The organism is Staphylococcus sp. IVB6181 (genome assembly GCF_025561445.1).
In the GTDB taxonomy this organism is placed as follows: domain Bacteria; phylum Bacillota; class Bacilli; order Staphylococcales; family Staphylococcaceae; genus Staphylococcus; species Staphylococcus simulans_B.
In genome coordinates this window covers 1823557-1848983 of record NZ_CP095096.1, presented here as the reverse complement: position 1 = coordinate 1848983, position 25427 = coordinate 1823557, and the positions used below count along the sequence as shown (strand labels likewise).

General features: G+C 39.4%; 24 protein-coding genes. 23 read left to right on the top strand and 1 reads right to left on the bottom strand.

All coding sequences use genetic code 11. The features are described from left to right. The first annotated feature begins 119 nt into the window (after nucleotides 1–119). The 9 genes from MUA90_RS08960 (at nucleotide 120) to MUA90_RS08920 (ending at nucleotide 9046) form a co-directional block, all read left to right on the top strand. Nucleotides 120–608, top strand: a complete 489-nt coding sequence (locus MUA90_RS08960) for a peptide deformylase (protein ID WP_262586407.1) — start codon at nucleotides 120–122, stop codon at nucleotides 606–608. After that, nucleotides 601–1533: a methionyl-tRNA formyltransferase gene (gene fmt / locus MUA90_RS08955; RefSeq protein WP_262586405.1), complete on the top strand. Its 933-nt coding sequence runs from the start codon at nucleotides 601–603 to the stop codon at nucleotides 1531–1533. The genes MUA90_RS08960 and fmt overlap by 8 nt, the downstream gene beginning before the upstream one ends. After that, nucleotides 1533–2837, top strand: a complete 1305-nt coding sequence (gene rsmB, locus MUA90_RS08950) for a 16S rRNA (cytosine(967)-C(5))-methyltransferase RsmB (RefSeq protein WP_262586403.1) — start codon at nucleotides 1533–1535, stop codon at nucleotides 2835–2837. Before fmt ends, rsmB begins: the two co-directional genes overlap by 1 nt. 3 nt (nucleotides 2838–2840) lie before the next feature. Further along, nucleotides 2841–3935, top strand: a complete 1095-nt coding sequence (rlmN, locus tag MUA90_RS08945; RefSeq protein ID WP_105993014.1) for a dual-specificity RNA methyltransferase RlmN — start codon at nucleotides 2841–2843, stop codon at nucleotides 3933–3935. A 6-nt stretch (nucleotides 3936–3941) separates the two neighbouring features. Further along, nucleotides 3942–4685: a Stp1/IreP family PP2C-type Ser/Thr phosphatase gene (locus tag MUA90_RS08940; protein ID WP_114603529.1), complete on the top strand. Its 744-nt coding sequence runs from the start codon at nucleotides 3942–3944 to the stop codon at nucleotides 4683–4685. After that, nucleotides 4685–6700 carry a Stk1 family PASTA domain-containing Ser/Thr kinase gene (pknB, locus tag MUA90_RS08935; RefSeq protein WP_262588828.1) on the top strand — a complete coding sequence of 672 codons (2016 nt, stop codon included), beginning with the start codon at nucleotides 4685–4687 and terminating at the stop codon, nucleotides 6698–6700. Before MUA90_RS08940 ends, pknB begins: the two co-directional genes overlap by 1 nt. 143 nt (nucleotides 6701–6843) lie before the next feature. After that, the gene (rsgA, locus tag MUA90_RS08930; protein WP_105993012.1) at nucleotides 6844–7719 is read left to right on the top strand and encodes a ribosome small subunit-dependent GTPase A; all 876 of its coding nucleotides are present in this window, start codon (nucleotides 6844–6846) and stop codon (nucleotides 7717–7719) included. Then, nucleotides 7719–8381 carry a ribulose-phosphate 3-epimerase gene (gene rpe, locus MUA90_RS08925; RefSeq protein ID WP_262586398.1) on the top strand — a complete coding sequence of 221 codons (663 nt, stop codon included), beginning with the start codon at nucleotides 7719–7721 and terminating at the stop codon, nucleotides 8379–8381. The genes rsgA and rpe overlap by 1 nt, the downstream gene beginning before the upstream one ends. Nucleotides 8382–8410: 29 nt before the next feature. After that, nucleotides 8411–9046: a thiamine diphosphokinase gene (locus MUA90_RS08920; protein ID WP_262586396.1), complete on the top strand. Its 636-nt coding sequence runs from the start codon at nucleotides 8411–8413 to the stop codon at nucleotides 9044–9046. Between the two features lie 142 nt (nucleotides 9047–9188). Here the strand turns inward: MUA90_RS08920 and rpmB are convergent, their stop codons facing one another. Beyond that, nucleotides 9189–9377, bottom strand: coding sequence for a 50S ribosomal protein L28 (rpmB, locus tag MUA90_RS08915; protein ID WP_000517908.1), 189 nt, complete (start codon nucleotides 9375–9377; stop codon nucleotides 9189–9191). 349 nt (nucleotides 9378–9726) lie between these two features. Between rpmB and MUA90_RS08910 the strand changes: the two genes are divergently transcribed. The 14 genes from MUA90_RS08910 to MUA90_RS08845 all read left to right on the top strand — a co-directional run bounded on the left by MUA90_RS08910 (nucleotide 9727) and on the right by MUA90_RS08845 (nucleotide 25425). Next, nucleotides 9727–10101: an Asp23/Gls24 family envelope stress response protein gene (locus MUA90_RS08910; RefSeq protein WP_105993009.1), complete on the top strand. Its 375-nt coding sequence runs from the start codon at nucleotides 9727–9729 to the stop codon at nucleotides 10099–10101. A 12-nt stretch (nucleotides 10102–10113) separates the two neighbouring features. Further along, nucleotides 10114–11760, top strand: coding sequence for a fatty acid kinase catalytic subunit FakA (gene fakA, locus MUA90_RS08905; protein WP_262588827.1), 1647 nt, complete (start codon nucleotides 10114–10116; stop codon nucleotides 11758–11760). Between the two features lie 245 nt (nucleotides 11761–12005). Beyond that, nucleotides 12006–12668 (top strand): L-serine ammonia-lyase, iron-sulfur-dependent subunit beta, encoded by a 663-nt coding sequence (gene sdaAB / locus MUA90_RS08900; RefSeq protein WP_262586394.1) that lies wholly within the window; start codon nucleotides 12006–12008, stop codon nucleotides 12666–12668. 19 nt (nucleotides 12669–12687) lie between these two features. Next, the gene (sdaAA, locus tag MUA90_RS08895) at nucleotides 12688–13557 is read left to right on the top strand and encodes an L-serine ammonia-lyase, iron-sulfur-dependent, subunit alpha (RefSeq protein WP_262586393.1); all 870 of its coding nucleotides are present in this window, start codon (nucleotides 12688–12690) and stop codon (nucleotides 13555–13557) included. 2 nt (nucleotides 13558–13559) lie between these two features. Next, complete coding sequence (gene recG, locus MUA90_RS08890) at nucleotides 13560–15614, top strand: ATP-dependent DNA helicase RecG (RefSeq protein ID WP_262586391.1); 2055 nt, start codon at nucleotides 13560–13562, stop codon at nucleotides 15612–15614. A 215-nt stretch (nucleotides 15615–15829) separates the two neighbouring features. Then, nucleotides 15830–16387, top strand: a complete 558-nt coding sequence (gene fapR / locus MUA90_RS08885; RefSeq protein ID WP_105993004.1) for a transcription factor FapR — start codon at nucleotides 15830–15832, stop codon at nucleotides 16385–16387. Between the two features lie 7 nt (nucleotides 16388–16394). Beyond that, nucleotides 16395–17381: a phosphate acyltransferase PlsX gene (gene plsX / locus MUA90_RS08880; RefSeq protein ID WP_105993003.1), complete on the top strand. Its 987-nt coding sequence runs from the start codon at nucleotides 16395–16397 to the stop codon at nucleotides 17379–17381. Further along, entirely contained in the window at nucleotides 17374–18300 is a 927-nt protein-coding gene (gene fabD, locus MUA90_RS08875; RefSeq protein ID WP_105993002.1) for an ACP S-malonyltransferase, read from the top strand. The genes plsX and fabD overlap by 8 nt, the downstream gene beginning before the upstream one ends. Continuing rightward, nucleotides 18293–19030: a 3-oxoacyl-[acyl-carrier-protein] reductase gene (fabG, locus tag MUA90_RS08870; RefSeq protein WP_105993001.1), complete on the top strand. Its 738-nt coding sequence runs from the start codon at nucleotides 18293–18295 to the stop codon at nucleotides 19028–19030. Before fabD ends, fabG begins: the two co-directional genes overlap by 8 nt. Before the next feature lie 124 nt (nucleotides 19031–19154). Beyond that, nucleotides 19155–19388, top strand: a complete 234-nt coding sequence (locus MUA90_RS08865) for an acyl carrier protein (RefSeq protein WP_002480667.1) — start codon at nucleotides 19155–19157, stop codon at nucleotides 19386–19388. 135 nt (nucleotides 19389–19523) lie between these two features. Then, nucleotides 19524–20255 carry a ribonuclease III gene (gene rnc / locus MUA90_RS08860; RefSeq protein ID WP_114603519.1) on the top strand — a complete coding sequence of 244 codons (732 nt, stop codon included), beginning with the start codon at nucleotides 19524–19526 and terminating at the stop codon, nucleotides 20253–20255. A 40-nt stretch (nucleotides 20256–20295) separates the two neighbouring features. Beyond that, entirely contained in the window at nucleotides 20296–23865 is a 3570-nt protein-coding gene (smc, locus tag MUA90_RS08855; RefSeq protein WP_262586386.1) for a chromosome segregation protein SMC, read from the top strand. Next, nucleotides 23862–25106: a signal recognition particle-docking protein FtsY gene (gene ftsY, locus MUA90_RS08850; protein WP_114603517.1), complete on the top strand. Its 1245-nt coding sequence runs from the start codon at nucleotides 23862–23864 to the stop codon at nucleotides 25104–25106. The genes smc and ftsY overlap by 4 nt, the downstream gene beginning before the upstream one ends. Beyond that, the gene (locus MUA90_RS08845) at nucleotides 25093–25425 is read left to right on the top strand and encodes a putative DNA-binding protein (protein WP_105992997.1); all 333 of its coding nucleotides are present in this window, start codon (nucleotides 25093–25095) and stop codon (nucleotides 25423–25425) included. The genes ftsY and MUA90_RS08845 overlap by 14 nt, the downstream gene beginning before the upstream one ends. The last annotated feature ends 2 nt before the right edge of the window (nucleotides 25426–25427 follow it).

Sequence of the window (25427 nt, the reverse complement as noted above, 5' to 3'; positions counted from 1 at the left end):
TTCATATAAAATTGAACCCTCTTCACAAAAATGTAGAAAATGAGGGAGAAAAGCAATGGTCGCTTTTCTGGTAGATTTACGCTATAATGGAATGATGAATTTTTAAGGAGTCGATAAAAATGGCAGTGAAACCTCTTGTATCTGCGAACAGTAAAATTTTGCGCCAACCTGCATCAAGCATAAATAAGTTTGACAGTGACTTAAAACAGTTATTATTAAATATAGAAGATACTTTGTATGATTGTGAAGCGTCAGCGTTATGCGCACCGCAAATCGGGGTTTCACAACAAGCAGCCATTATAGATATGGAAGCGGAAGGTTTATTACAGTTGATCAATCCGAAAATTGTTCGGCAATCTGATGAAACTATTACAGATTTAGAAGGCGATGTTTCATTTCCTGGTGTTTTCGGGACAGTAGAAAGAAGCAAAATGATTGTCGTTCAAAGCAATGATGTACAAGGCAACACAGTAGAATTAACAGCCTATGATGATGTTGCGAGAATGCTGCTGCATATTATAGATCAATTAGAAGGCATTCCATTTACCGATAAGATAGAAAAGCAATTGACAGAAGAAAAATTGGAGGCGTATTTAGAAGATGAGTAGAATTATATTTATGGGAACACCTGATTTCTCTACAAAAGTATTAGAAATGCTGATAGCTAAAGAGGATGTTATCGCAGTGGTGACACAACCAGACAGACCGGTAGGGCGTAAACGTGTGATGACACCTCCGCCTGTTAAAAAAGTTGCTTTAGAGCATGGAATTGAAGTCTATCAACCTGAAAAGATTTCAACTTCAGATGACTTGCAGAAGTTGATTGACTTGGAGCCTGATTTGATTGTAACAGCTGCATTCGGTCAAATTCTTCCTAAAGCTTTATTAGATGCACCAAAACTCGGTGCGATTAATGTGCATGCTTCTTTATTGCCGAAATACAGAGGCGGTGCACCGATTCACCAAGCGATTATCGATGGCGAAAAAGAAACAGGTGTCACAATTATGTATATGGCACCTAAATTAGATGCGGGTGATATTATTTCGCAGCAAGCCATTGATATCGAAGCAAATGATGATGTGGGTTCAATGCATGATAAATTAAGTTTCTTAGGTGCAGATTTATTAGCGAAAACATTACCGGATATTATTAACGGAACGAATGATCGTATTGAACAAAATGAATCAGAAGCTACTTTTGCGTCAAATATCAGCCGAGAAGATGAACGTATTGATTGGACACAACCTGCACAAGCAGTCTACAACCATATCCGCGGTTTATCACCATGGCCAGTAGCATATACTAAATTAGATGATACGAATATGAAGTTATATGCGGCAAAAATTGTTGAAGGCAAAAACGGCGAACCTGGAGAAATTATAGAAACAACGAAAAAAGCGATTATCATAGGAACGGGTTCAGCGGATGCGATTGCCTTGACGGAAATTCAATTGTCAGGCAAAAAACGTATGCCGACTGCGAATTTCTTAAGCGGTTATCAAGATTACTTAGTTGGGAAGGTCTTAAATTAATGCAAACAGTGAGAGAAGCAGCATTTGAAACTTTATTGTCGATTAACCAAGACAAAGCGTACAGTAATTTGAAAATTAACGAAGTACTGAAAGAAAGCGACATGAGCCGTGCAGATAAAGGCTTATTCACAGAATTAGTGTATGGTACTTTAAAACATAAATTCACTTTAGATTATTATTTAAAGCCGTTTGTACAAACAAGAATCAAAGGGTGGATGCGTACGCTTTTATGGATGAGCATCTATCAATATAAGTATCTAGATAAAATTCCAGATCATGCGATTATTAATGAAGCCGTAGAAATCGCAAAACAACGCGGCGGCCTGCATAACAGTAAAGTTGTGAATGGTATTTTGCGTAATATGATGCGCAGTGTATTACCAAATCCGTCAGAGATTAAAGATGATCAGCAGCGTATTGCGATTGAATACAGCCTTCCTAAATGGATTGTGAAACACTGGGTGACACATCATGGGCTTGAAACAACTGAAGCTATCGCAAAATCTTTGATTGAACGTCCAGGACAAACAGTCCGCGTCAATACGAATCGTACAACTGTTGAAGATGCGATTGCACGATTAGAAAAAGAAGAGTACGAAGTACAGCAAGACAACGATATTGCATATTGTCTGCATATCTATGGCCGTCCAGTTGTTGAAAGCCGTGCATTCAAAGACGGTTATGTATCGATTCAAGATAAAAGTTCGATGTTCGTCGCTGAAATTTTAGCACCGTCTGAAGGAGAAATGATTTTAGATGCCTGCAGTGCACCTGGCGGAAAAGCTTGCCAAACAGCAGAATTGCTTCAAGGCACCGGACAGGTTGATGCGACAGATATTCACGAACACAAAATTGAATTAATCGAACATAACATCAAGAAGCTGCGTTTAAATAATGTACATGCTTTCCAACACGATGCGACACAGCCTTATGATAAAAAATATGATAAAATTTTAGTGGATGCACCCTGCAGCGGGTTAGGCGTATTGCGTCATAAGCCGGAAATAAAATATGCACAGACAAAAGATACTGTAGACGGTTTAGTCGAATTACAGCTGAAAATCATGAATAATATTAAAGATTTCGTAAAACCGGGTGGCGTAATTGTCTATTCAACATGTACAATAGAACAGATGGAAAACGAAAATGTTATCTATACATTTTTAAAACAAAACAAAGACTTTGAATTTGAACCATTCTCGCATCCTAGAACCGGAGAGAAGGTCAAGACGTTGCAAATCTTGCCGCAAGACTTTAATTCAGATGGTTTCTTTATTACAAAGATAAGAAGAAAGGAAAATTAAGTAATGATTACTACTCAAAAGAAGAAAAAGAATCGTTTTCTTCCCGATTTTGACAAGCAATCAATCTATTCAATGCGTTATGAAGAAATGCAAGATTGGTTAGTGGAACATGGCCAACAGAAATTCAGAGCAAAGCAGATTTTTCAATGGCTCTACGAAAAACGTGTCGATAGTATCGATGAAATGACAAACTTATCTAAAGACTTGCGTGAATTGTTAAAGGACACTTTTACAATTACAACACTAGAAACGGTAGTGAAACAAGAAAGCCGTGACGGTACCATCAAATTCTTATTTGAACTGCAAGACGGCTATACAATCGAAACAGTATTAATGCGTCATGAATACGGCAATTCTGTATGTGTGACAACACAAGTCGGCTGCCGTATCGGTTGTACGTTCTGTGCGTCAACATTAGGCGGTTTGAAACGCAACTTAGAAGCAGGGGAAATTGTTTCTCAAGTATTGACTGTTCAAAAAGCTTTAGATGCGACAGATGAACGTGTATCGCAAATTGTTATTATGGGTATCGGCGAACCGTTTGAAAACTATGATGAAATGATGGACTTCTTAAGAATTGTCAATCATGACAATGGTTTAAATATCGGTGCACGTCATATTACAGTATCGACTTCAGGTATTATTCCTAAGATTTATGACTTTGCGGAAGAAGATATCCAAATCAACTTTGCGGTCAGCTTGCACGCAGCAGATGATGAAATCCGTTCTAAATTAATGCCGATCAACCGTGCATACTCAATCGATAAATTAATGGAAGCTATCCATTATTATCAAGAAAAGACGAACCGTCGTATTACATTTGAATATGGTTTATTCGGCGGCGTAAATGACCAATTAAAACATGCGAGAGAACTGGCACACTTAATTCAAAAATTGAACTGTCATGTCAATTTGATTCCTGTCAATCATGTGCCGGAACGTAATTACGTTAAAACACCGAAAGAAGATATCTTCAAATTCGAAAAAGAATTGAAGCGTCTGGGTATTAATGCGACAATTAGACGTGAACAAGGCTCAGATATCGATGCCGCATGCGGTCAATTAAGAGCGAAGGAACGTCAAGTAGAAACGAGGTAGGAACCTATGCTAAATGCAGAATTTTTCACAGACACAGGACACCATAGGGAAAAAAACGAAGATGCCGGCGGTATCTTCTATAACATGACAGAGCAGCAACTATTGGTTTTATGTGATGGAATGGGCGGCCATAAAGCTGGGGAAGTCGCAAGTGAATTTGTGGTTCAACGCTTAAAGGAGCTATTCGAAGAAGAAAATTTGGTAGAAGAACACCAAGCAGAAGATTGGCTGCGTATGAAACTTCAAAAAGTGAATAGAGAGCTCTATAGCTATGCGTTGACTGATGACAATTTCAAAGGCATGGGTACCACTGCGGTGGCAGCCCTGATCTTTGATAAGCATGCGGTGATCGCAAATATCGGCGATTCTCGCGCTTATTTAGTCAACAGCAGAGAAATCGAACAAATTACCAATGACCATTCTTTTGTGAATCATTTGGTGATGACGGGTCAGATTACAGAAGAAGAGGCGTTTACACATCCGCAGCGTAATATTATTACGCGTGTGATGGGAACAGATAAATTTGTCGTACCGGACATTTATGTGAAGCGTCTTAACTTTAACGACTATTTATTGATGAACTCTGATGGTTTAACTGACTTTGTCCGTCCGTTTCAAATTAAAGAACAGCTCAATCAAGACTTGCCGCTTGAAGCACAAGGACAAGCTTTATTAGAGCTTGCGCAAATACATGATTCAACGGATAACGTCAGCCTTGTATTGGCAGAAATAGAAGGTGACCGCGTATGATGATAGGCTCAATCATCAGCGAACGCTATAAGATAATAGAATTTTTAGGCGGCGGAGGCATGAGCAATGTATACCTCGCTGAAGATTCCATCTTAGATCGCAAAGTCGCTGTTAAAATGATTCATATTGCGCCGCATGAAAAAGAGGATATGGTAAGACGTTTTGAACGTGAAGTTCATAATACATCACGTCTCTCACACGACAACGTTGTCAGTGTAAAAGATGTCGGAGAAGATCATGAATATTTCTATCTGGTGATGGAATATATCGAAGGTCCGACACTTTCTGAATATATTAAAACGCATGGACCTTTAAGTGTTGAAACAGCAGTCAGCTTTGCCCAGCAAATACTAGAAGGTATTCAGCATGCACATGAAATGGGTATCGTACATAGAGATATTAAACCGCAAAATATATTAGTTGATCGCAATAAAACGTTAAAGATTTTAGACTTCGGTATTGCGAAAGCATTGAGCGAAACTGCGATGACACAAACCAGTCATGTGTTGGGTACGGTTCAGTATTTATCGCCTGAACAAGCTAAAGGCGAAGCTACGGACAAACGTACAGATATTTATTCAATCGGGATTGTTTTATACGAAATGCTTGTCGGCGAGCCGCCGTTTACCGGAGAGACAGCTGTCAGTATTGCGATAAAACATATACAAGACCCGATGCCGAATGCGACGGATATCAGACCTGAAATTCCGCAAGCATTAAGCAATGTTATATTAAAAGCAACAGAAAAAGACAGAGACAACCGCTTCCAAGACATTGAAAGCATGAAAAAAGATTTAAGCAGTGCGCTTGAAAAATGCCGAGCAGGCGAAACACCTTATGTATCGGATGAAGCGGATACGAAAACAATTGCGATTGATAAAGACGCGATTGCGAAAGAATCAAAAGCACAGCCGGAAGGTAAAAAAGAAGAACCGATTCATCAAACGATGGAAATTCCGATTGTGAATCAGCAACGTTTCCAAAGTACAGAAGGTCCGGTTTATGAAGTGCCTCAAAAGAAACGGTCCAAAAAGAAAAAATTCTTCTTCGGACTTATCTTTGCGGTACTGCTCATTAGTTTAATCAGCTTTGTGGCTTATGGTGTATTCGGAGATAAATATATTGAAACACCGGATTTAAGAGGCAAAACAGAAGCACAAGCCGAACAAATCTTGAAAGAGCATAACATCAAAGTCGGCAAAACCAAACGTGCATTCAGTGATAAGTATCAAGAGAATCAAATTATCACGACGGATCCAGCTCCAGGCGAACGCGTGGAAGAACATGGCACCGTCAATATTGTCTTGTCTAAAGGACCGAAAAAAGTACAAATGCCGAACCTTTACGGCAGCACTAAAGCAGAAGCTTTGAAATTGCTGGATAAATTAGGCTTTAAGCATATTTCTGTCGGCCAAGCATATTCTAAAACAAAATTAGAGCGCGGTTTGATTGAACATCAAAACATTGCGGCAGATACAGAAGTGCCGATTAATGATACACATATTGTATTGACAGAATCCTTAGGGGTTAAACAAGTCTATGTTAAAGACTATACAGGCGAAAGCTATGACAAAGCAGAGAAAGAACTGCACGAAAAAGGTTTGAAACCTGTGAAAGAAAAAGAAGTACACAGCGACAAAGTTGAAAAAGGCAAAGTAATTTCTCAATCGCCGAAAAGCAAGTCTGTCGATGAGGATTCGACGATTACTTTTGTCGTGTCATTAGGTAAAAAATCTGATGATGACAGCAGCGATGAAGATAAATCTGGTGAAAGCTCAGTCAAAGATGTGACACAATCTGTGAAAGTGCCGTATTCGGGTAAAGACGGCGACAGCCAAAAGGTAGAAATCTTTATTCGAGACAAAGACCATGACGGCACTTCAGCGTCGCAAACGATGGATATTACGAGCGACCGTTCTGTGTCTATTCCTTTAAAAATCGAAAAAGGCAAAACAGCAGGCTACACAGTACGTGTCGATGATAAAATTGTCGCAGACAAAGATGTCGGTTATTAAAAAATGAATAGCAATCCATTCATCCTATCTCTTAAACTGAGGCTTTAAGAGGTAGGATGTTTTTGTATCAACCGTTCGTGTAATAGTAAAACGTTTGGTATAATGTATTAGTGAAAATGAACGCAAATAAGAGAGGTGTCTCGGTGAGGACAGGACGTATTATCAAGTCGATCAGCGGTGTGTACCGTGTGGATTCAGACGGTGAAATGTTTGATACAAAACCCCGCGGTTTATTCCGCAAAAAGAAATTTTCTCCTATTGTCGGAGATATCGTAGATTTTGAAATTGAAAATGTGACAGAAGGCTATATCCATCATGTTCATGAAAGAAAAAATGAGCTGAAGCGGCCGCCAGTCAGCAATATCGATCATCTGATTATTGTGATGAGTGCTGTACAGCCTGATTTTTCAACGCAATTGGTAGATCGCTTTTTAGTCATTGCGCATTCCTACGGGTTGAATCCGCGTATTGTAGTGACGAAAAAAGATATGGCTGATGAGGAGCAAATCGAACGTATTGAACAGGCATTAGCAGTGTATCAAGACATCGGTTATGCGACGCAATTTGTCGGCAAAGAGGATTCAATCGAAGCGGTATTTGATGCATGGGGCGAAGGTCTTGCGGTGCTGAGCGGACAATCAGGTGTCGGCAAATCCACACTGCTCAATGCGTATCGTCCTGACTTGAAGCTTGAGACGAACCAAATTTCAAAGTCTTTAAACCGCGGCAAACATACAACACGTCACGTAGAATTGTTTGAACGCGCCGACGGCTTTGTGGCAGATACGCCTGGGTTCAGTGCACTTGATTTTGATCATATCCATAAAGATGAGGTCAAAGATTACTTTTTAGAGATTCAAGCATATGGACAAGATTGCAAGTTCAGAAATTGCAATCATATGAAAGAACCGAAGTGTAATGTGAAAGCACAAGTAGAAGCGGGCAATATTGCGCAATTTCGTTATCAGCATTATGTACAATTATTTGAAGAAATTGCATCACGAAAGGAAAGATATTAATGGTTAAAGTATTTCCATCCCTATTATCAGCAGATTTTTTAAATCTGCACAATGAGTTGAAAGCGTTAGAAGCAGCAGGTGTCGATGGTGTGCACTTTGATGTCATGGATGGTCAATTTGTGCCGAATATTTCAATTGGGCTTCCGATTTTAGAAGCTGTCAATGCAGGTACTGATTTACCGATTGATGTGCATTTAATGATTGAAAATCCAGAAGCGTATATCGCAGAGTTTGCGAATAAAGGGGCAGATATGATTTCAGTCCACTTTGAAGCAACACCGCATATCCATCGTGCGATTCAATTGATTCATGCACACGGCGCTAAAGCAGGCGTAGTGATTAATCCTGGTACGTCTGCAGCGGCGATTGAACCGATTTTGCATGATGTCGACTATGTTTTAGTGATGACAGTCAATCCTGGATTCGGCGGTCAAGCTTTCATTTCAAACAGTGTTGAAAAAGTAGCCGCATTACAAGCGTATAAAGAAAAATTTGATTTAGATTTCGATATTGAAGTCGACGGCGGTATCAATGCGGTTACCGGTCAAAAATGTGTCGAAGCAGGTGCAACCATGCTTGTGACGGGTTCATATTTCTTTAAACAAGCCGACTATCAATCAGTGGCAGAAGCATTAAAAGGTGCAGACGCATCTTCTAATTAAAGGCAGGCAAGCGAAAGCAGGGGGATCTTATGAAAATCAATCTATTATGCGGCGATCGCCATTTGCCGCATCATCTTTTACAACGAAAAGCAGACGAAGAATGGGGCGGTATCGATAGAGGGGCACTCATTCTGATAGAACATGATATTCAACCGATATTTTCATTAGGTGACTTTGATTCTGTCACAGAAGAAGAACGGATAGATTTGAAAAATCAATTAGATATCCATCCGGTAAAAGCTGAAAAAGCAGATACGGATTTAGGCTTAGGTGTCAGAGAAGCCGTAGAATGCGACTTTAATGAAATTAACATTTACGGTGCGACCGGCGGCAGACTGGATCACTTTTTAGGTGCTGTCCAATTACTGCAAGAACCTGATTATTTGGATGCAGGTGTAGTCGTGCGTCTGATTGATAAGCAAAATGAGATTGTATATCTAGGTAAAGGGACGCATGAAATGGCGTATGATGCTGATTTCAAATATACCTCATTTGTGCCGCAAAGAGATCATACTGTGATTTCATTAAATGGCTTCAAGTATCCGTTAGACCATCAAACTTTGTATCAAGGGTCTACATTAACGATTTCAAATGAGATTGAAGCTGAGAAAGCAGAAGTCATTGTAGAAGCCGGCGGTGTGCTTTGTGTACGCAGCCATGATTAACAGGTGCACATGAAATATAAGTGTTTAAACAAAATAAAAGGATTGGCGCATTAAAAATGCAAGCCAATCCTTTTTATTAAAAAAAGACAAAAGAAAAACGACCCGCCACATACGAGTCGTTTGTTCATGTGCTTTATATTTATTAAACTCTAGTAACTTTACCAGATTTTAAAGCACGTGCAGAAACCCAAACTTTTTTAGGTTTTCCGTCTACTAGGATTCTAACTTTTTGAAGGTTAGCATTCCATCTACGTTTAGTAGAGTTTAAAGCGTGTGAACGACGATTACCAGTCGAAGCTTTACGACCTGTTACGAAACATTGTTTACCCATGAAAGTACCTCCTTTAATAAATATAAACACACGGACTTATGATATACTTTCCTAATTTAGCACAGATTTCACAAATTGGCAACCAAAATTTGTTGCAGTGCAAGAATTTTTTAAGTTATTCTAAATAAAGAACAAAATTGTGTTATAATTTGTAAATGTCTATGTATGCGTTTTACTTTAAAAGCAATTATGTGGACTTCATCACCCACTCAATTGAATTAAAGGGATGTGCCAGAGTTATCCGGCATTGAAAAAAAGGCATTATTACGCTATTCATTATATAATAGTAAGTAATGGATACAAGCCTTTTAAATGTGCTTGTTAGACCTATCTTAAGGAGGAACTCATAATGACATTAGAAATTACCAATGAATACGGCAATATTGACGTTTCAAACGAAGTGATCGCATCAGTAGTAGGCGGAAAAGCCGTAGAATGTTATGGTATTGTCGGAATGGCATCCAAACAACAAGTAAGAGATGGGATTGCGGAAATTTTAGGTCATGAGAATTATGCACGCGGAATCGTGGTGCGTTCGCATGATAAAGCAATCGACATTGATATGTATATTATTGTAAGTTACGGAATCAAAATTTCAGAAGTTGCGAATAATGTGCAATCTACTGTTAAATATACTTTGGAAAAAACATTAAATCTAAAAGTGAATTCAATCAATATTTATGTACAGGGTGTACGTATGAATAATTACGGCAAGAAACATTAGGAGGACGACATGATGATCAGCAAAATAGATGGTAAATTATTTGCCGATATGGTAATCCAAGGGGCACAAAATTTATCTAATAATGCAGAGGTAATCAATGCATTAAATGTTTATCCTGTTCCAGACGGCGATACAGGTACGAACATGAATCTGACAATGACTTCAGGGAGAGAAGAAGTCGAACATAATGCATCTCATCACATTGGCGCTTTAGGGAAGACTTTCTCAAAAGGCTTGCTTATGGGTGCACGCGGGAATTCAGGTGTAATTCTTTCGCAAATCTTCAGAGGCTTCTGCCAAAACATGGAAGATTATGAAACAGTGGATGCGAAAGCATTCGCAGAAAGCTTTGAAGCAGGTATCGATACAGCTTATAAAGCAGTGATGAAACCAGTAGAAGGAACAATCTTAACTGTAGCCAAAGAAGCGGCTAAAGCTGGTGTAGAGAAAGCAAAACAAACAGAAGATTGTACAGAAGTATTAGAAGCTATTATCGAACAAGGCGGTATTGCTTTAGATAATACACCGAACCAATTACCGGTATTAAAAGAAGTCGGTGTCGTAGACAGCGGCGGTAAAGGTTTATTATGTGTGTATGAAGGTTTCTTAAAAGGTTTGAAAGGTGAAAAAGTAGAAGCTGCTGCACCTAAACTGGATACAGAAACTTTCGTTAACGATGACCATGATTTCTCAGGTATTATCAATACTGAAGATATTGTATATGGTTACTGTACTGAAATGATGGTACGTTTCGATAAAAACAAACGTCCATTCGATGAACAAGAATTCCGTCAAGATATGACGAAGTTCGGCGACTCATTACTAGTAATTAATGATGATGAGATTGTAAAAGTCCATGTTCACTCTGAACATCCAGGCGAAGTCTTTAATTATGGCCAAGAATATGGCGAATTAATTAAAGTCAAAGCTGAAAACATGCGTGAACAACACCGTAATGTGGTCAATAAAGAGAAGAAAGCAGAAAATAATAACGCTGAACAAGTAGAAACAGCAATTATTGCGATTTCTATGGGCGAAGGTATTTCTGAAATCTTCAAATCTATGGGCGCAACATCTATTATCAATGGCGGTCAAACAATGAACCCTTCAACGGAAGATATTGTGAAAGTCATGGAACAATCAGGTGCGAAAAAAGCAATTATTTTACCGAACAATAAAAACATTCAAATGACAAGCGACCAAGCAGCTGAAATTGTTGAAGCAGATACAGTCGTGATTCCGACAAAATCTATTCCGCAAGGTATCGCAGCATTATTCCATTATTTACCAGACGCAGCATTAGAAGATAATCAAGCTACAATGACTGAAGCTTTAAATGATGTTGTTTCAGGTGCGATTACGAATGCGGTGCGTAATACTACAATTGACGGTATTGCGATTAAAGAAGGCGAATTTATGGGCCTTAAAGAAGGTAAAATCGTTGCGAGCGAAACAACACAATTAGAAGCAGCTCAAGCTCTATTAGCAAATATGATTGATGATGATTCTGAAATTGTCACTGTACTTACAGGAGAAGAAGCAGAATCAGAAACAACAGAAGCTTTAACAGAGTGGTTAGAAGAAGAGTATCCTGATGTTGAAGTAGATGAACAAGTCGGAGATCAACCGATTTATCCGTATTTATTCTCCGTTGAATAAGATTGAAAATCACATAGCAGAGATGTAATGAATTCACTTAGGTTCAAAGGACAGCCTAAGTGAATTTTTCTGTGTGAAGTCATAACAATACAAAATATATAAGCTTTAAATGCAGTATTAGAATGTATTCAACTCGATTTTGCGAGAAGGAAATGAAAAATAGTACTATTTTGTCAGATAAATTGTTATAATATTTGAAATAGTTGCAATAATAAAATAAAACAATGGAGTAAGGGGGAGTTTCAATGAAGTTTAAAAGTGTCTTTGATATTATCGGGCCGACTATGGTAGGACCGTCATCATCACATACAGCAGGGGCTGTAAGAATCGGATTAGTCGCACGGGACTTATTCGACGATTTTCCGGAACGTGTCGATATTTATTTATACGGTTCGTTTATGGAAACTTATCGCGGTCATGGTACGGATGTTGCTTTAGTGGGCGGATTGTTAGGTTATGATACCGATGATGATCGTATTAAAACCAGTTTAGCAACGGCAGCGGCTGAAGGGATGAAGGTCAACTTTATCGAGATGCATGAAGATAAGCCGCATCCGAATACCACAGTGCTGAGTATGACTAAAGGTGATAAAACCATTTCTGTAGAAGGCGTCTCTATCGGCGGCGGTAAAATTGAAATTGTCGCCGTCAATGGATTCCCAATCAGTATTTCAGGCAATTATCCTACATTATTAGTCTTTCACCGCGATACATTCGGCACCATCGGACGTGTGACGAATATATTAGGCGATGCGAGTATCAATGTAGGGTCCATGCAAGTCGCGCGTAAAGAAAAAGGGGATTCTGCGTTAATGACGTGCGAATTAGATGAAGAACCAGATGAAGCAATACTTAATAAAATCAGAGCGGTGGACGGCGTGACAGCTGTTTCATTGATGGAAGGTTAATATGGGAGGGGGCATACACATGTTTAAGACTGTTGAAGAATTAGTAGAGAGATGTGAAACAGAAGGCAAAGCCATTCATGAAATTATGCTGGAACAAGAAATGTCAGTAACCGGGGTATCGGCTGATGAAGTATATGAAGGTATGGGTCATCATTTTAAAACGATGGAAAATGCGTTGGATGAAGGTTTGAATGGTGTGACCTCGACCACTGGATTAACAGGAGGCGACGCTGTTTTAATTAAAAAGTATTTAGAAAGCGGACAAGCACTTTCCGGACCAATCTTATTAGATGCGGTCAGCAAAGCAGTTGCGACGAATGAAGTGAATGCGGCGATGGGGAAAATCTGTGCAACACCGACTGCCGGCTCTGCAGGTGTCGTTCCTGGGGTGTTATTTGCGATTAAGCACCGCTTCAACCCTTCTCATAAAGACATGCTGAACTTTTTATTAACTGCTGGTGCTTTCGGCTTTGTCGTAGCAAATAATGCTTCGATTTCAGGTGCTGCAGGCGGATGCCAAGCAGAAGTCGGTTCAGCCGCAGCGATGGCTGCAGCTGCAACGGTTGAAATGGCCGGCGGCACGCCGCAGCAATCAGCTGAAGCTTTTGCAATTTGTATGAAAAATATGCTAGGTTTAGTATGTGACCCGGTAGCGGGATTGGTTGAAGTGCCTTGTGTGAAACGTAATGCAGCAGGGGCTTCGAATGCAATTGTGTCAGCGGATATGGCACTTGCAGGCGTTTCATCGCGTATTCCTACAGACGAAGTGATTTTTGCAATGTATCGCATCGGGCAGACGATGCCTTCAGCACTGCGTGAAACAGGACGCGGCGGACTCGCTGGAACACCAACCGGCCAACGCTTAAAACAACAAATATTTGGTGATTAAACATGACTAAAGTAAACCTCATTGATCAACCTTATTCGCTGGATCAAATCAAAGGACTTGGTCCGAAGCGAATCGGTGTATTAAATGAACTGAATATATATGACGTAGAAGATTTAGTGCTTTATTTGCCTGTACGCTATGAAGATAACAGCGTAGTAGATTTAAATGAAGCAGAAGATCAATCAACCGTGACAGTGGTCGGCGAAGTGTATACTACGCCCACTGTCGCTTTTTTTGGAAGAAACCGTTCAAAAGTAACACTGCATTTAATGGTAAATAATATTGCGGTGAAAGCGGTCTTCTTCAATCAGCCTTATTTGAAAAAGAAAGTCAATCTGCACGACCATGTGACTATTAAAGGCAAATGGAACCGCGGCAAACAAGAAATCAATGGTATGCGTATGTATACCACAGAACAGCCGGATATGAGCCAAGACCAAGAACAGCTTGAACCGGTCTACCGCATCAAAGAAGGCATTAAACAAAAAACTTTGAGAGATATTATCCGCAAAGTATTAGATGATATAGAAATCAAAGAATGGCTGTCAGATGAACTGCGCGAAAAATATAAATTAGAATCACTCGCTTCAACTATCCGAGCGCTGCATTATGCGGATAATAAAAAAGCATTATTAAAAGCACGCAGAACATATGCCTTTACAGAGTTATTCTTATTCGAGCTGCGTATGCAGTGGCTGAATCGCCTTGAAAAAGCAAGCGATGATGCGATTGAAATCGATTATGATTTAAACAAAGTCAAAGGATTTATCGATGATTTGCCGTTTGAATTAACAGACGCGCAAAAAACAGCGGTGAATGAAATCTTCAGAGATTTAAAAGCACCGATACGAATGCACCGCTTGCTGCAAGGGGATGTAGGTTCAGGTAAAACTGTAGTCGCAGCACTTTGTATGTATGCGTTAAAAACTGCCGGCTATCAATCTGCACTCATGGTACCGACTGAAATCTTAGCAGAACAGCATGCAGAAAGTTTAACAAAACTGTTCGGCGATCGCATGAACGTTGCTTTGCTTACAGGATCGGTCAAAGGCAAGAAACGCAGATTATTATTAGAGCAATTAGAAAACGGTACAATTGATTGCTTAATCGGAACACATGCTTTGATTCAAGATGATGTGTCGTTTAAAAATGTCGGATTAGTGATTACGGATGAACAGCACCGTTTTGGTGTCAATCAGCGTCAAGCCTTAAGAGAAAAAGGTGCGATGACGAATGTATTGTTTATGACTGCGACACCGATTCCTAGAACGTTAGCCATTTCAGTATTTGGAGAAATGGATGTATCTTCTATCAAACAATTGCCAAAAGGACGAAAACCGATTAAGACCATGTGGGCAAAACATGAAGCGTATGAATCTGTCTTGAATCAAATGACAGCTGAACTGAATAAAGGCAGACAAGCTTATGTTATCAGTCCGCTGATTGAAAGCTCAGAACATTTGGAAGATGTACAAAATGTGATTGAATTATATGAATCGCTGGAGCAGCATTATGGTGTCGGCCGTGTCGGATTATTGCATGGTAAAATGCATGCGGATGATAAAGATGATGTCATGCAGCGGTTTAATCGACATGAAATCGATATTTTAGTTTCGACGACTGTAGTGGAAGTGGGGGTAAACGTCCCTAATGCGACGTTTATGATTATTTATGATGCAGACCGTTTCGGACTCTCCACGCTCCACCAATTACGCGGCCGAGTCGGACGCAGCGAACATCAAAGTTATTGTGTTTTGATCGCATCGCCGAAAACCGAAACTGGTATTGAGCGTATGAATATCATGACGCAAACTACAGATGGTTTCGAACTGAGCGAAAGTGATTTGGAAATGCGCGGTCCAGGTGATTTCTTTGGTGTGAAACAAAGCGGATTGCCGGACTTTTTAGTGGCGAATATCGTTGAAGATTATCGTATGTTAGAAGTAGCAAGAGATGAAGCAGCTGAATTGATTCAATCCGGCGCTTTCTTTACAGAGCAGTATGACATTCTGCGCAACTTCGTAGAACAAAATCTGTTACACACAAGTTTTGATTAAATCTAACAGAATAAGATGCAAGGCGATGGATGAATGGCACACAAAATCATTAGCCGATGTAATTCATAGCGCCTGACAATACATGACACATCAGATTAATTTCGATAAACTGTAATTAATTAATCTGTTGTGTTTTTTGTTGAGCTGTTTTAAGAGAAAATGATATGATATGTAAGGAAGTCTTAAGACTTGGTACTAAATTAGGGGGTAAAGCAATGAAGTTGAAAAAACAAGAGCGCCGTGATGCAATCAAACAACGTCTGCAAGAGAACCCCTTTATGACTGATAATGAGTTGAGCGATTTATTTTCTGTCAGTATCCAAACGATAAGACTGGATAGAACTTACTTGAAAATACCGGAATTGCGCAAACGAATTAAGTCTGTAGCAGAACATAACTACAAACATATTCGTGCAATTGAAGGGAATGAAATTATCGGTGACTTGATTCGGGTAGAACCAAATGTCACTGCTGAATCTTTGATTTATATTACGGAAGATTCGGTCTTTACACGTAATGATATTGCACGCGGACATATATTGTTTGCACAAGCCAATTCATTATGTGTAGCATTGATTCAAAAGAATATGGTGCTGACAAGAGAAAGCCAAGTCAACTTTTTAAAACAAGTGAAATTGCATGATACCGTACATGCTTTTGCACAAGTGGTTGATTTCGGATCAAAATATATTACGGTTGCAGTATCGTCATATGTTAAAGATAAATGCGTATTCAGAGGTACATTCAAAATGTATTATTATAATGAGGAGTGATCACGAGATGGTGACATTAGCCATTGATATGATGGGCGGAGATGACGCGCCTGGTATCGTTTTAGAAGCGGTAGAAAAAGCGTTGAACGACTTCCCAGATTTACATATTATTTTATTCGGAGATGAAGCACAGTGCACAATCAAGCATGAGCGCTTGGAATTCCGTCATACTACTGAAGAAATCGAAATGGAAGATGAGCCGGTACGTGCCATTAAACGTAAGAAAGACAGCTCTATGGTCAGAGCGGCACAAGCGGTAAAAGACGGGGAAGCTTCAGGATGTGTTTCTGCAGGCAATACAGGCGCGCTGATGTCTGCTGGACTCTTCATTGTGGGCCGTATTAAAGGTGTAGCACGACCTGCATTAGTGGTGACACTTCCGACTGTTTCCGGCAAAGGCTTTGTATTTTTAGATGTCGGTGCCAATGCGGATGCGAAACCAGAACATTTATTGCAATATGCGCAATTAGGCAACATTTACGCTGAAAAAATCAGAGGTATCGGTGCACCGAAAGTAGCATTGTTAAACATCGGAACGGAACCTAAAAAAGGCAATAACTTAACGAAAGAAGCTTATAATTTGATGAAAGAAGATCCTTCTTTCTATTTCTCAGGCAATGTTGAAGCGAAAACATTGATGGAAGATGCCGCAGATGTTGTGGTTACTGATGGCTTCACAGGCAATATGGTCTTAAAGAACTTAGAAGGTACTGCGAAATCTATCGGTAAAATGCTGAAATCTGCATTATTAGCCAACTTCAAAAACAAACTTGCAGCTTTAGTATTGAAAAAAGATTTAGATAAAATGACGAAAAAAATGGACTATGCTGAATACGGCGGTTCAGTACTGCTTGGTTTAGACGGTATTGTCGTTAAAGCACACGGCAGCTCGAATGCAAGAGCATTTTATTCTGCAATTCGCCAAGCGAAAATCGCAGGAGAAAATCATATTGTCGATATTATGAGAGAAACGGTAGGTGGACAAAATGGGTAAAACAGCGATTATCTTTCCAGGTCAAGGTGCGCAAAAAGTCGGTATGGCACAAGACTTGTACCAACAAGATACAAATGCAACAAAAACATTAGACGCTGCACAAGAAGCAGCAGGCTTTGATTTATTAGAAACAATGTTCACAGATGAAGAGGGCAAACTCGGTGAAACTGAAAATACACAACCTGCATTATTAACACACAGTATTGCATTGTTTAATGCTTTGAATGATTTGGGTGCAGATTATACAATGGGACATAGCCTCGGCGAATATTCAAGCTTAGTTGCGGCTAAAGTACTTTCTTTTGAAGATGCGGTGAAAATCGTACGCAAAAGAGGGGAATTAATGGCACAAGCTTTCCCAAGCGGTGTCGGCAGCATGGCTGCAGTACTTGGTTTGGATTATGATGAAGTTGCGAAAATCTGCGAAGATTTATCTGAAGAGGGTTCTATTGTTGAACCGGCAAATATCAATTCGCCAGGTCAAGTCGTTGTGTCTGGTCATAAAACAGCTATCGACAGAATTGTTGAACAAGGTAAATCCTTAGGCGCAAAACGTGTGATGCCGTTAAAAGTTTCAGGACCTTTCCACTCTTCTATGATGCAAGTGATTGAGAAAGATTTTGAAGACTATATCAATCAATTCGAATGGCATGATGCAGAAATTCCTGTCGTGCAAAACTATCACGCACAAGCAGAAACAGACGCAGAAGTCATTAAACAAAACATGGTGAAACAATTGTATTCTCCAGTGCAGTTTATTAAATCTACAGAGTATTTAATTGAACAAGGTGTCGATCACTTTATTGAAATCGGACCAGGCAAAGTATTATCCGGTTTAATCAAGAAAATCAACAGAGATGTTAAATTAACTTCGATTCAAACACTCGAAGATGTCAAAGGATGGAATGAACATGAGTAAAAGTGCATTAGTAACAGGAGCTTCTAGAGGAATTGGACGCAGTATTGCGCTGCAATTAGCAGAAGACGGTTATAATGTTGCGGTGAACTACGCCGGCAACAAAGAAAAAGCAGAAGCAGTCGTAGAAGAAATCAAAGCTAAAGGTGTGGAAGCTTTCGCAATCCAAGCGAATGTCGCAAACCCTGATGAAGTCAAAGACATGATTCAAGAAGTCGTAAAACAATTCGGTTCAGTGGATGTACTGGTTAATAACGCAGGTATCACACGCGACAACTTATTAATGCGTATGAAAGAACAAGAATGGGATGACGTAATTGATACGAACCTTAAAGGTACATTCAACTGCATCCAAAAAGTATCACGTCAAATGATGAAACAAAGAAGCGGTGCAATCATCAACTTATCTAGTGTAGTAGGTGCTGTCGGCAACCCGGGTCAAACAAACTATGTTGCGACAAAAGCAGGTGTTATCGGATTAACAAAATCTGTAGCCCGCGAACTTGCTTCACGTAATATTACAGTGAATGCTGTAGCACCTGGATTTATTGTTTCTGATATGACAGATGCTTTAAGCGATGACATTAAAGAACAAATGAAAGGCCAAATTCCATTAGGCCGCTTTGGTCAAGATACAGATATTGCGAACACAGTATCTTTCTTAGCATCTGACAAAGCAAAATACATTACCGGCCAAACAATCCATGTCAATGGCGGTATGTTTATGGAATAATTGCCGTTAAATCATGAGAAGTAGTGGGATTACACTATTTTATGGAGCTATCCCACTTGTATTCTTAATGATATAATGGGAAAATAATAGAGTCATATAGGCTTGTTAAAGGAGGTGAATCGACGTGGAAAACTTCGATAAAGTTAAAGATATCATCGTTGACCGTTTAGGTGTTGATGCTGACAAAGTAACTGAAGATGCATCTTTCAAAGATGATTTAGGCGCTGACTCACTTGATATCGCGGAATTAGTTATGGAATTAGAAGACGAATTTGGTACTGAAATTCCAGATGAAGAAGCTGAAAAAATCAATACAGTTGGTGACGCAGTTAATTTCATCAACAACCTTGAAAAATAATGAACAATACTATCTGAGTCGTCTCTTTGACCGACTCAGATTTTTCTTTTGTTTTGCTTGAAATTCACGTAAAATGGGACACATAAGCAATTTAACGACATCGTTCGTTTTGAAATAATCAAAGGAGGTCTTTTTTTGGCCAAACATAAGAAAGATGCATTGTTGCAAGCTTTTAACGAAAAGTTTGCGAATAAAATGCATGCATTGCAACTCTCATATGATAATTTACCTCTCTATCAGCAAGCATTTTCACATTCAAGTTTTATTAATGATTTTAATATGGATCGTCTGGCGCATAATGAGCGTCTGGAGTTTCTTGGAGATGCGGTATTAGAATTGACGGTTTCACGCTATTTATTTGATAAGTATCCACAGCTGCCTGAAGGCAATCTTACAAAAATGCGCGCGACCATCGTTTGTGAACCCTCACTTGTAATATTTGCGAATAAAATCGAATTAAACGAACTTATCCTACTCGGCAAAGGCGAAGAGAAAACCGGCGGCCGTACAAGACCGTCATTGGTATCAGATGCATTTGAAGCTTTTGTAGGTGCCTTGTATTTAGACCAAGGTTTAGATGCAGTCTGGCATTTTGCACAAGTTGTTATCTTCCCGTATGTAGAAGATAATGCATTGATGGGTGTTATCGACTTTAAAACACAATTCCAAGAGTATATCCATCGTCTGAACAAAGGCAGCGTGACGTACCGCTTGATACATGAAGAAGGTCCTGCACACCACCGACTATTTACGTCTGAAGTGTTATTAGAAGGCGAAGCCATTGCGGAGGGACAAGGCAGAACGAAGAAAGAATCAGAACAAAAAGCCGCTGAAAAGGCTTATACAGAGATGAAACAGAAACAATGAACAAGCTGCTGATTGCAGCGACAGGGAGAACGAGTGAAGTATGGTTTATTTAAAATCAATTAATGCATTTGGATTCAAATCGTTTGCAGAACAAACAGAAGTCCACTTTGATCAAGGTGTGACGGCGATTGTTGGTCCAAACGGTAGTGGCAAAAGTAATATCACTGATGCGATTAAATGGGTCTTAGGTGAACAATCAGCTAAGTCTCTGCGCGGTTCTAAAATGGAAGATATTATTTTTTCCGGTGCCGAACATCGTAAAGCTCAAAATTATGCAGAAGTACGATTAAAACTAGATAATTACGCCCATCAGCTGAATGTCGAACAAGATGAAATCATCGTGACACGCAGATTGTATCGCAGCGGTGAAAGTGCATATTATTTAAATAATGACCGTGCACGCTTAAAAGATATTATCGATCTTTTCCTGGATTCAGGTTTAGGAAAAGAGGCTTTCAGTATTATCTCGCAAGGCCGTGTAGATGAAATATTAAATGCGAAACCTGTCGATCGACGTCAAATCATCGAAGAATCAGCAGGGGTCTTGAAATATAAAAAGCGTAAAGCAGCTTCGGTTCAAAAACTGGATCAAACAGAAGAAAACCTAAATCGTGTTGAGGATATTCTGTATGATTTAGAAGGGCGTGTTGAACCTTTAAGAGAAGAAGCGGCCATTGCTAAAGAATACCAGCATTTGTCTCAAGAAATGAAGAAAAGCGATGTGCTGGTAACTGTTCATGATATTAATGAATACAACGAAACTATTCATAAAGCAGATGAACGCTTGAATGTATTAAAGAGTCAGCAAGCACAAAAAGAAGCGGATAAAAACAGCTATTCACGTACTTTATCTAAATATAAAGCTGAATTGAATCAAAAGAATGATGAGATTGAACGCTTGAACTATGAATTGGTTCAAACGACAGAAGCAGCTGAAAAACTATCAGGTCAGCTGAATGTTTTAGAAGAACGTAAACGCAACCAATCTCAAACCAACGCACGCTACGAAGAAGAACAAGAAGCGTTAAAAGCACAAGAAATCCAGCTGATTGAAGAAAAAGCACATGCTGAAGAAGAAAAACAAGCACTTCAAGAAAAACAAAAAGCACTGTCAGCTGAGATTAAAAAGCTCGAAGATCAATTGTATGTGGCTGACGGTGATCATGAAGAAGAGTTAGAAGCGATTAAAAATGATTACTATGACTTAATGTCAGCACAATCAGAAGTGAATAATGATATTCGTTTCTTGCAACGTACGATTGAAGAAAACGAAGCGAAACAAGATCGGTTAGACAGCCGCTTATTAGAAGCATTCAATCAATTAAAAGCTATTCAATCAGAAATCAATACGTTATCTAAACAGCACCAAGAGAAGCAGCAAGCATTCGAAGAGCTGGAAAAGCAGTTGAAATCATGCGAAGCAGAATTAACGAAGAGCAAAAATCAACAAAATGCAGATGAGGAAAAACTGTATCAAGCCTATCGTTATACAGATAAACTGAAAGCAAAAATCGAGAGCTTGAATAGTCGGGAAGAAGACTATACTTATTTCTTTAATGGTGTCAAACACGTCTTAAAAGCAAAAGACAGCCAATTATCAGGCATTCATGGTGCAGTGGCAGAAATTATCGAAGTGCCGTCAGAATTGACGACTGCGATTGAAACGGCATTAGGTGCTTCAATGCAGCATATTATCGTTGATAATGAAAAAGACGGCAGACAAGCGATTGCGTATTTAAAACAAAATCGTTTAGGGCGTGCAACGTTCTTGCCGTTGAATGTCATTCAGCCGAGACGTTTAAGTTCAGATATTATGCATACTGCACAACAAGCAGCCGGTTTTATGGGCATTGCGTCAGATTTGATTCAAGTTGATCAGCAATATAACAATATTATCTATAATTTACTTGGCAATACGATTATTGTAGATGATTTGAAGCATGCCAATGACCTTGCACAAGCCATTCGCTATCGTACACGTATCGTGACGTTAGAAGGAGATATCGTCAATCCAGGCGGTTCTATGACAGGCGGCGGGCAGCGTCAAACAAAGAGTATATTGGCACAGCGCGATGAACTGACACAATTACGAGCGCAATTAAAAGACTATGAGCAGCAAACCGCACAATTCGAACAAGAAGTTCAAAAAACGAAAGCACATGCGAATGAATTGAGCGAAAATTACCTGCATATCAGTAAAAGCTATAATACAGCAAAACAAGAAATGCACGATTTAGCGCTGGAACTCGATCGTTTGCGTAAAAGCGAAGCACATCTTAAAAATGAACATGAAGAGTTTGAATTTGAGAAAAATGACGGCTATCAAAGTGCGACCAGCCGCGAGACACTAGAAACCAAAGAACAAGAAAAACAAGAAATCGCAAAAAAACTGCAAGCTTTAGAGCAGCAAATCGAAAATTTAACGCAATTGTCTAAAGAAGGAAAAGCCAACTCGGCACAATTACAGCAGCAATTGCATCAAAAGCAATCGGATTTGGCAGTAATCAAAGAACGCAGCAAAACACAACGCCAAGCATTAGAACGTCTTGCTAATCAAATCACGCAAAATCAGCAGCAGCAAGAAAAATTAGAAGAAGATATTGCATTGTTCAATTCGGATGAAGTGACAGGGCAGAAAGCTTTCGAAACAATTCAAAAAGATATCAAAGCTAAGCAAGAAGAAAAAGAAGCTTTAAGCGAAAAGTTGAGTACTTTGAAAACAGAACGTCAAGAAATCAATGCATCGATTGATGACTTCGACAGCAAGCTTCAAGAAGCACATCGTGATATCTTATCTATAGAAAACAGCTATCAAGATATTAAAGCAGAACAATCGAAGCTTGATGTGTTAATCTCACATTGTATCGATCATTTAACTGATGATTATCATTTAACATTCGAAGCAGCGAAAGACATGTATGAACAAGATGAGCCGATTGATGCATTGCGTCAAAAAGTGAAATTGACGAAAATGTCGATTGAAGAACTGGGTCCTGTGAATTTAAACGCGATTCAGCAGTTTGAAGAAGTGAATGAACGTTTCACATTCTTAGATGAACAGCGTACAGATTTAAGAGAGGCCAAAGCGACATTAGAACAAATTATTCTGGAAATGGACCAAGCGGTTATGGAACGCTTCAAAACAACGTTCCATGCGGTACAAGGTTATTTCTCAGAAGTATTCAAATCATTATTCGGCGGCGGTTATGCGGAATTGAAATTAACAGATGATGATTATTTGACTGCCGGTGTGGATATTATTGTACAACCGCCAGGCAAGAAGCTGCAGCACCTTTCATTACTCAGCGGGGGAGAACGTGCTTTAAGTGCCATTGCATTGCTCTTTGCATTATTAAAAGTACGCTCAGCTCCATTTGTTATACTAGATGAGGTAGAGGCAGCACTAGATGAAGCCAATGTGATTCGTTATGCGAATTATTTAAGACAGTTATCTGAGAAAACACAATTTATTGTGATTACTCACCGTAAAGGCACAATGGAAGCCGCAGATCGTTTATATGGTATTACGATGCAAGAATCTGGTGTATCTAAACTTGTAAGTGTGAATTTAAATACAATTGACGAAGTGTTGAAGGAGGAACAAGAATGAGCTTTTTTAAACGACTAAAAGACAAGTTCGCAGGCAAACCCTCAGAAGAAGAAAAAGACTTAGAAGAACTGCAAGACATAGAGCAATCCGAAGATGACAAGAAAGAGGATGAAACCGTTTCTTCTGAGAAAACCGAGCAGCGCTCTACATTGCCTGAAGCACAGCCGAAAGAAGAAACCAAAGATGACTTTGATTTCGATGACGGCTTGATTTCGATTGAAGAATTTGAAGAAATCGAATCTCAAAAATTGGGTGCGAAGTTCAGACAAGGTCTGGAAAAATCACGTGAAAATTTCCAAGAACAGCTGAATAACTTGATTGCACGTTACCGTACTGTAGATGAAGACTTCTTCGAAGCTTTAGAAGAAATGTTAATCACAGCCGATGTCGGTTTCAATACGGTAATGGAACTGGTAGATGAATTGCGTACAGAAGCACAACGCCGCAACATCAAAGAAACTGCAGACTTAAAAGAAGTTATCGTAGAAAAAATCGTTGAAATCTATCAGCAAGATGATGACCACTCAGAACTTATGAACATTGAAGACGGCCGATTAAACGTTATCTTAATGGTAGGTGTGAATGGTGTCGGCAAAACGACAACAATCGGTAAATTAGCGCATCGTTATAAAGCAGAAGGCAAGAAAGTAATGTTAGCAGCAGGCGACACATTCAGAGCTGGTGCGATTAATCAATTGAAAGTATGGGGCGAACGCGTAGATGTGGATGTTATCAGCCAAAGCGAAGGTTCAGATCCGGCTGCTGTAATGTATGATGCGATTAATGCGGCCAAACATAAAGGTGTCGACATTTTAATCTGCGATACTGCAGGACGTTTGCAAAACAAAGCAAACTTAATGAATGAGTTGGAGAAAATGAAACGTGTTATCGGACGTGCAGTTCCGGATGCGCCGCATGAAGTATTATTATGCTTAGATGCGACAACAGGACAAAACGCATTGTCTCAAGCACGCAACTTTAAAGATGTCACAAACGTGACAGGTATTGTGTTGACAAAACTTGACGGTACAGCGAAAGGCGGTATTGTCTTAGCAATCCGTAATGAATTGCATATACCGGTAAAATACGTTGGTTTAGGCGAACAGCTGGATGATTTACAACCGTTCGATCCAGAAAGTTACGTTTACGGCTTGTTTGCGGGTATGATTGAAGAAACAGTCGAAGAGCATGCGGATGATCATGAGACAAATGATGGTGAGACACCTGATGAGCAAAAATGATTTAGTTAAGACTCTGCGCATGAATTATTTGTTTGATTTTTATCAATCCCTGCTTACTAAGAAACAACGTAATTATTTGGAACTATTTTATCTTGAAGATTATTCATTGAGCGAAATCGCGGATACTTTTGATGTGAGTCGCCAAGCAGTGTATGATAACATAAGAAGAACTGGTGATTTAGTAGAAGACTATGAAGCGAAATTAGAGCTTTATACAAAGTTTGAACAACGTCGTGAAATTTATAATCAAATGAAAGCATCTATTGAAGATCCGGATGCCTTGAAACAATATATTGAGAAACTAGAAGAATTAGAATAAGG

Excerpts from the sequence above, each read along its gene's own strand:
- MUA90_RS08960 (WP_262586407.1), top strand. The coding sequence starts at position 120 with ATGGCAGTGAAACCTCTTGTATCTGCGAACAGTAAAATTTTGCGCCAA.
- fmt (WP_262586405.1), top strand. The coding sequence starts at position 601 with ATGAGTAGAATTATATTTATGGGAACACCTGATTTCTCTACAAAAGTA.
- rsmB (WP_262586403.1), top strand. The coding sequence starts at position 1,533 with ATGCAAACAGTGAGAGAAGCAGCATTTGAAACTTTATTGTCGATTAAC.
- rlmN (WP_105993014.1), top strand. The coding sequence starts at position 2,841 with ATGATTACTACTCAAAAGAAGAAAAAGAATCGTTTTCTTCCCGATTTT.
- MUA90_RS08940 (WP_114603529.1), top strand. The coding sequence starts at position 3,942 with ATGCTAAATGCAGAATTTTTCACAGACACAGGACACCATAGGGAAAAA.
- pknB (WP_262588828.1), top strand. The coding sequence starts at position 4,685 with ATGATAGGCTCAATCATCAGCGAACGCTATAAGATAATAGAATTTTTA.
- rpe (WP_262586398.1), top strand. The coding sequence starts at position 7,719 with ATGGTTAAAGTATTTCCATCCCTATTATCAGCAGATTTTTTAAATCTG.
- MUA90_RS08920 (WP_262586396.1), top strand. The coding sequence starts at position 8,411 with ATGAAAATCAATCTATTATGCGGCGATCGCCATTTGCCGCATCATCTT.
- rpmB (WP_000517908.1), bottom strand. The coding sequence starts at position 9,377 with ATGGGTAAACAATGTTTCGTAACAGGTCGTAAAGCTTCGACTGGTAAT.
- MUA90_RS08910 (WP_105993009.1), top strand. The coding sequence starts at position 9,727 with ATGACATTAGAAATTACCAATGAATACGGCAATATTGACGTTTCAAAC.
- fakA (WP_262588827.1), top strand. The coding sequence starts at position 10,114 with ATGATCAGCAAAATAGATGGTAAATTATTTGCCGATATGGTAATCCAA.
- sdaAB (WP_262586394.1), top strand. The coding sequence starts at position 12,006 with ATGAAGTTTAAAAGTGTCTTTGATATTATCGGGCCGACTATGGTAGGA.
- sdaAA (WP_262586393.1), top strand. The coding sequence starts at position 12,688 with ATGTTTAAGACTGTTGAAGAATTAGTAGAGAGATGTGAAACAGAAGGC.
- recG (WP_262586391.1), top strand. The coding sequence starts at position 13,560 with ATGACTAAAGTAAACCTCATTGATCAACCTTATTCGCTGGATCAAATC.
- fapR (WP_105993004.1), top strand. The coding sequence starts at position 15,830 with ATGAAGTTGAAAAAACAAGAGCGCCGTGATGCAATCAAACAACGTCTG.
- plsX (WP_105993003.1), top strand. The coding sequence starts at position 16,395 with ATGGTGACATTAGCCATTGATATGATGGGCGGAGATGACGCGCCTGGT.
- fabD (WP_105993002.1), top strand. The coding sequence starts at position 17,374 with ATGGGTAAAACAGCGATTATCTTTCCAGGTCAAGGTGCGCAAAAAGTC.
- fabG (WP_105993001.1), top strand. The coding sequence starts at position 18,293 with ATGAGTAAAAGTGCATTAGTAACAGGAGCTTCTAGAGGAATTGGACGC.
- smc (WP_262586386.1), top strand. The coding sequence starts at position 20,296 with ATGGTTTATTTAAAATCAATTAATGCATTTGGATTCAAATCGTTTGCA.
- ftsY (WP_114603517.1), top strand. The coding sequence starts at position 23,862 with ATGAGCTTTTTTAAACGACTAAAAGACAAGTTCGCAGGCAAACCCTCA.
- MUA90_RS08845 (WP_105992997.1), top strand. The coding sequence starts at position 25,093 with ATGAGCAAAAATGATTTAGTTAAGACTCTGCGCATGAATTATTTGTTT.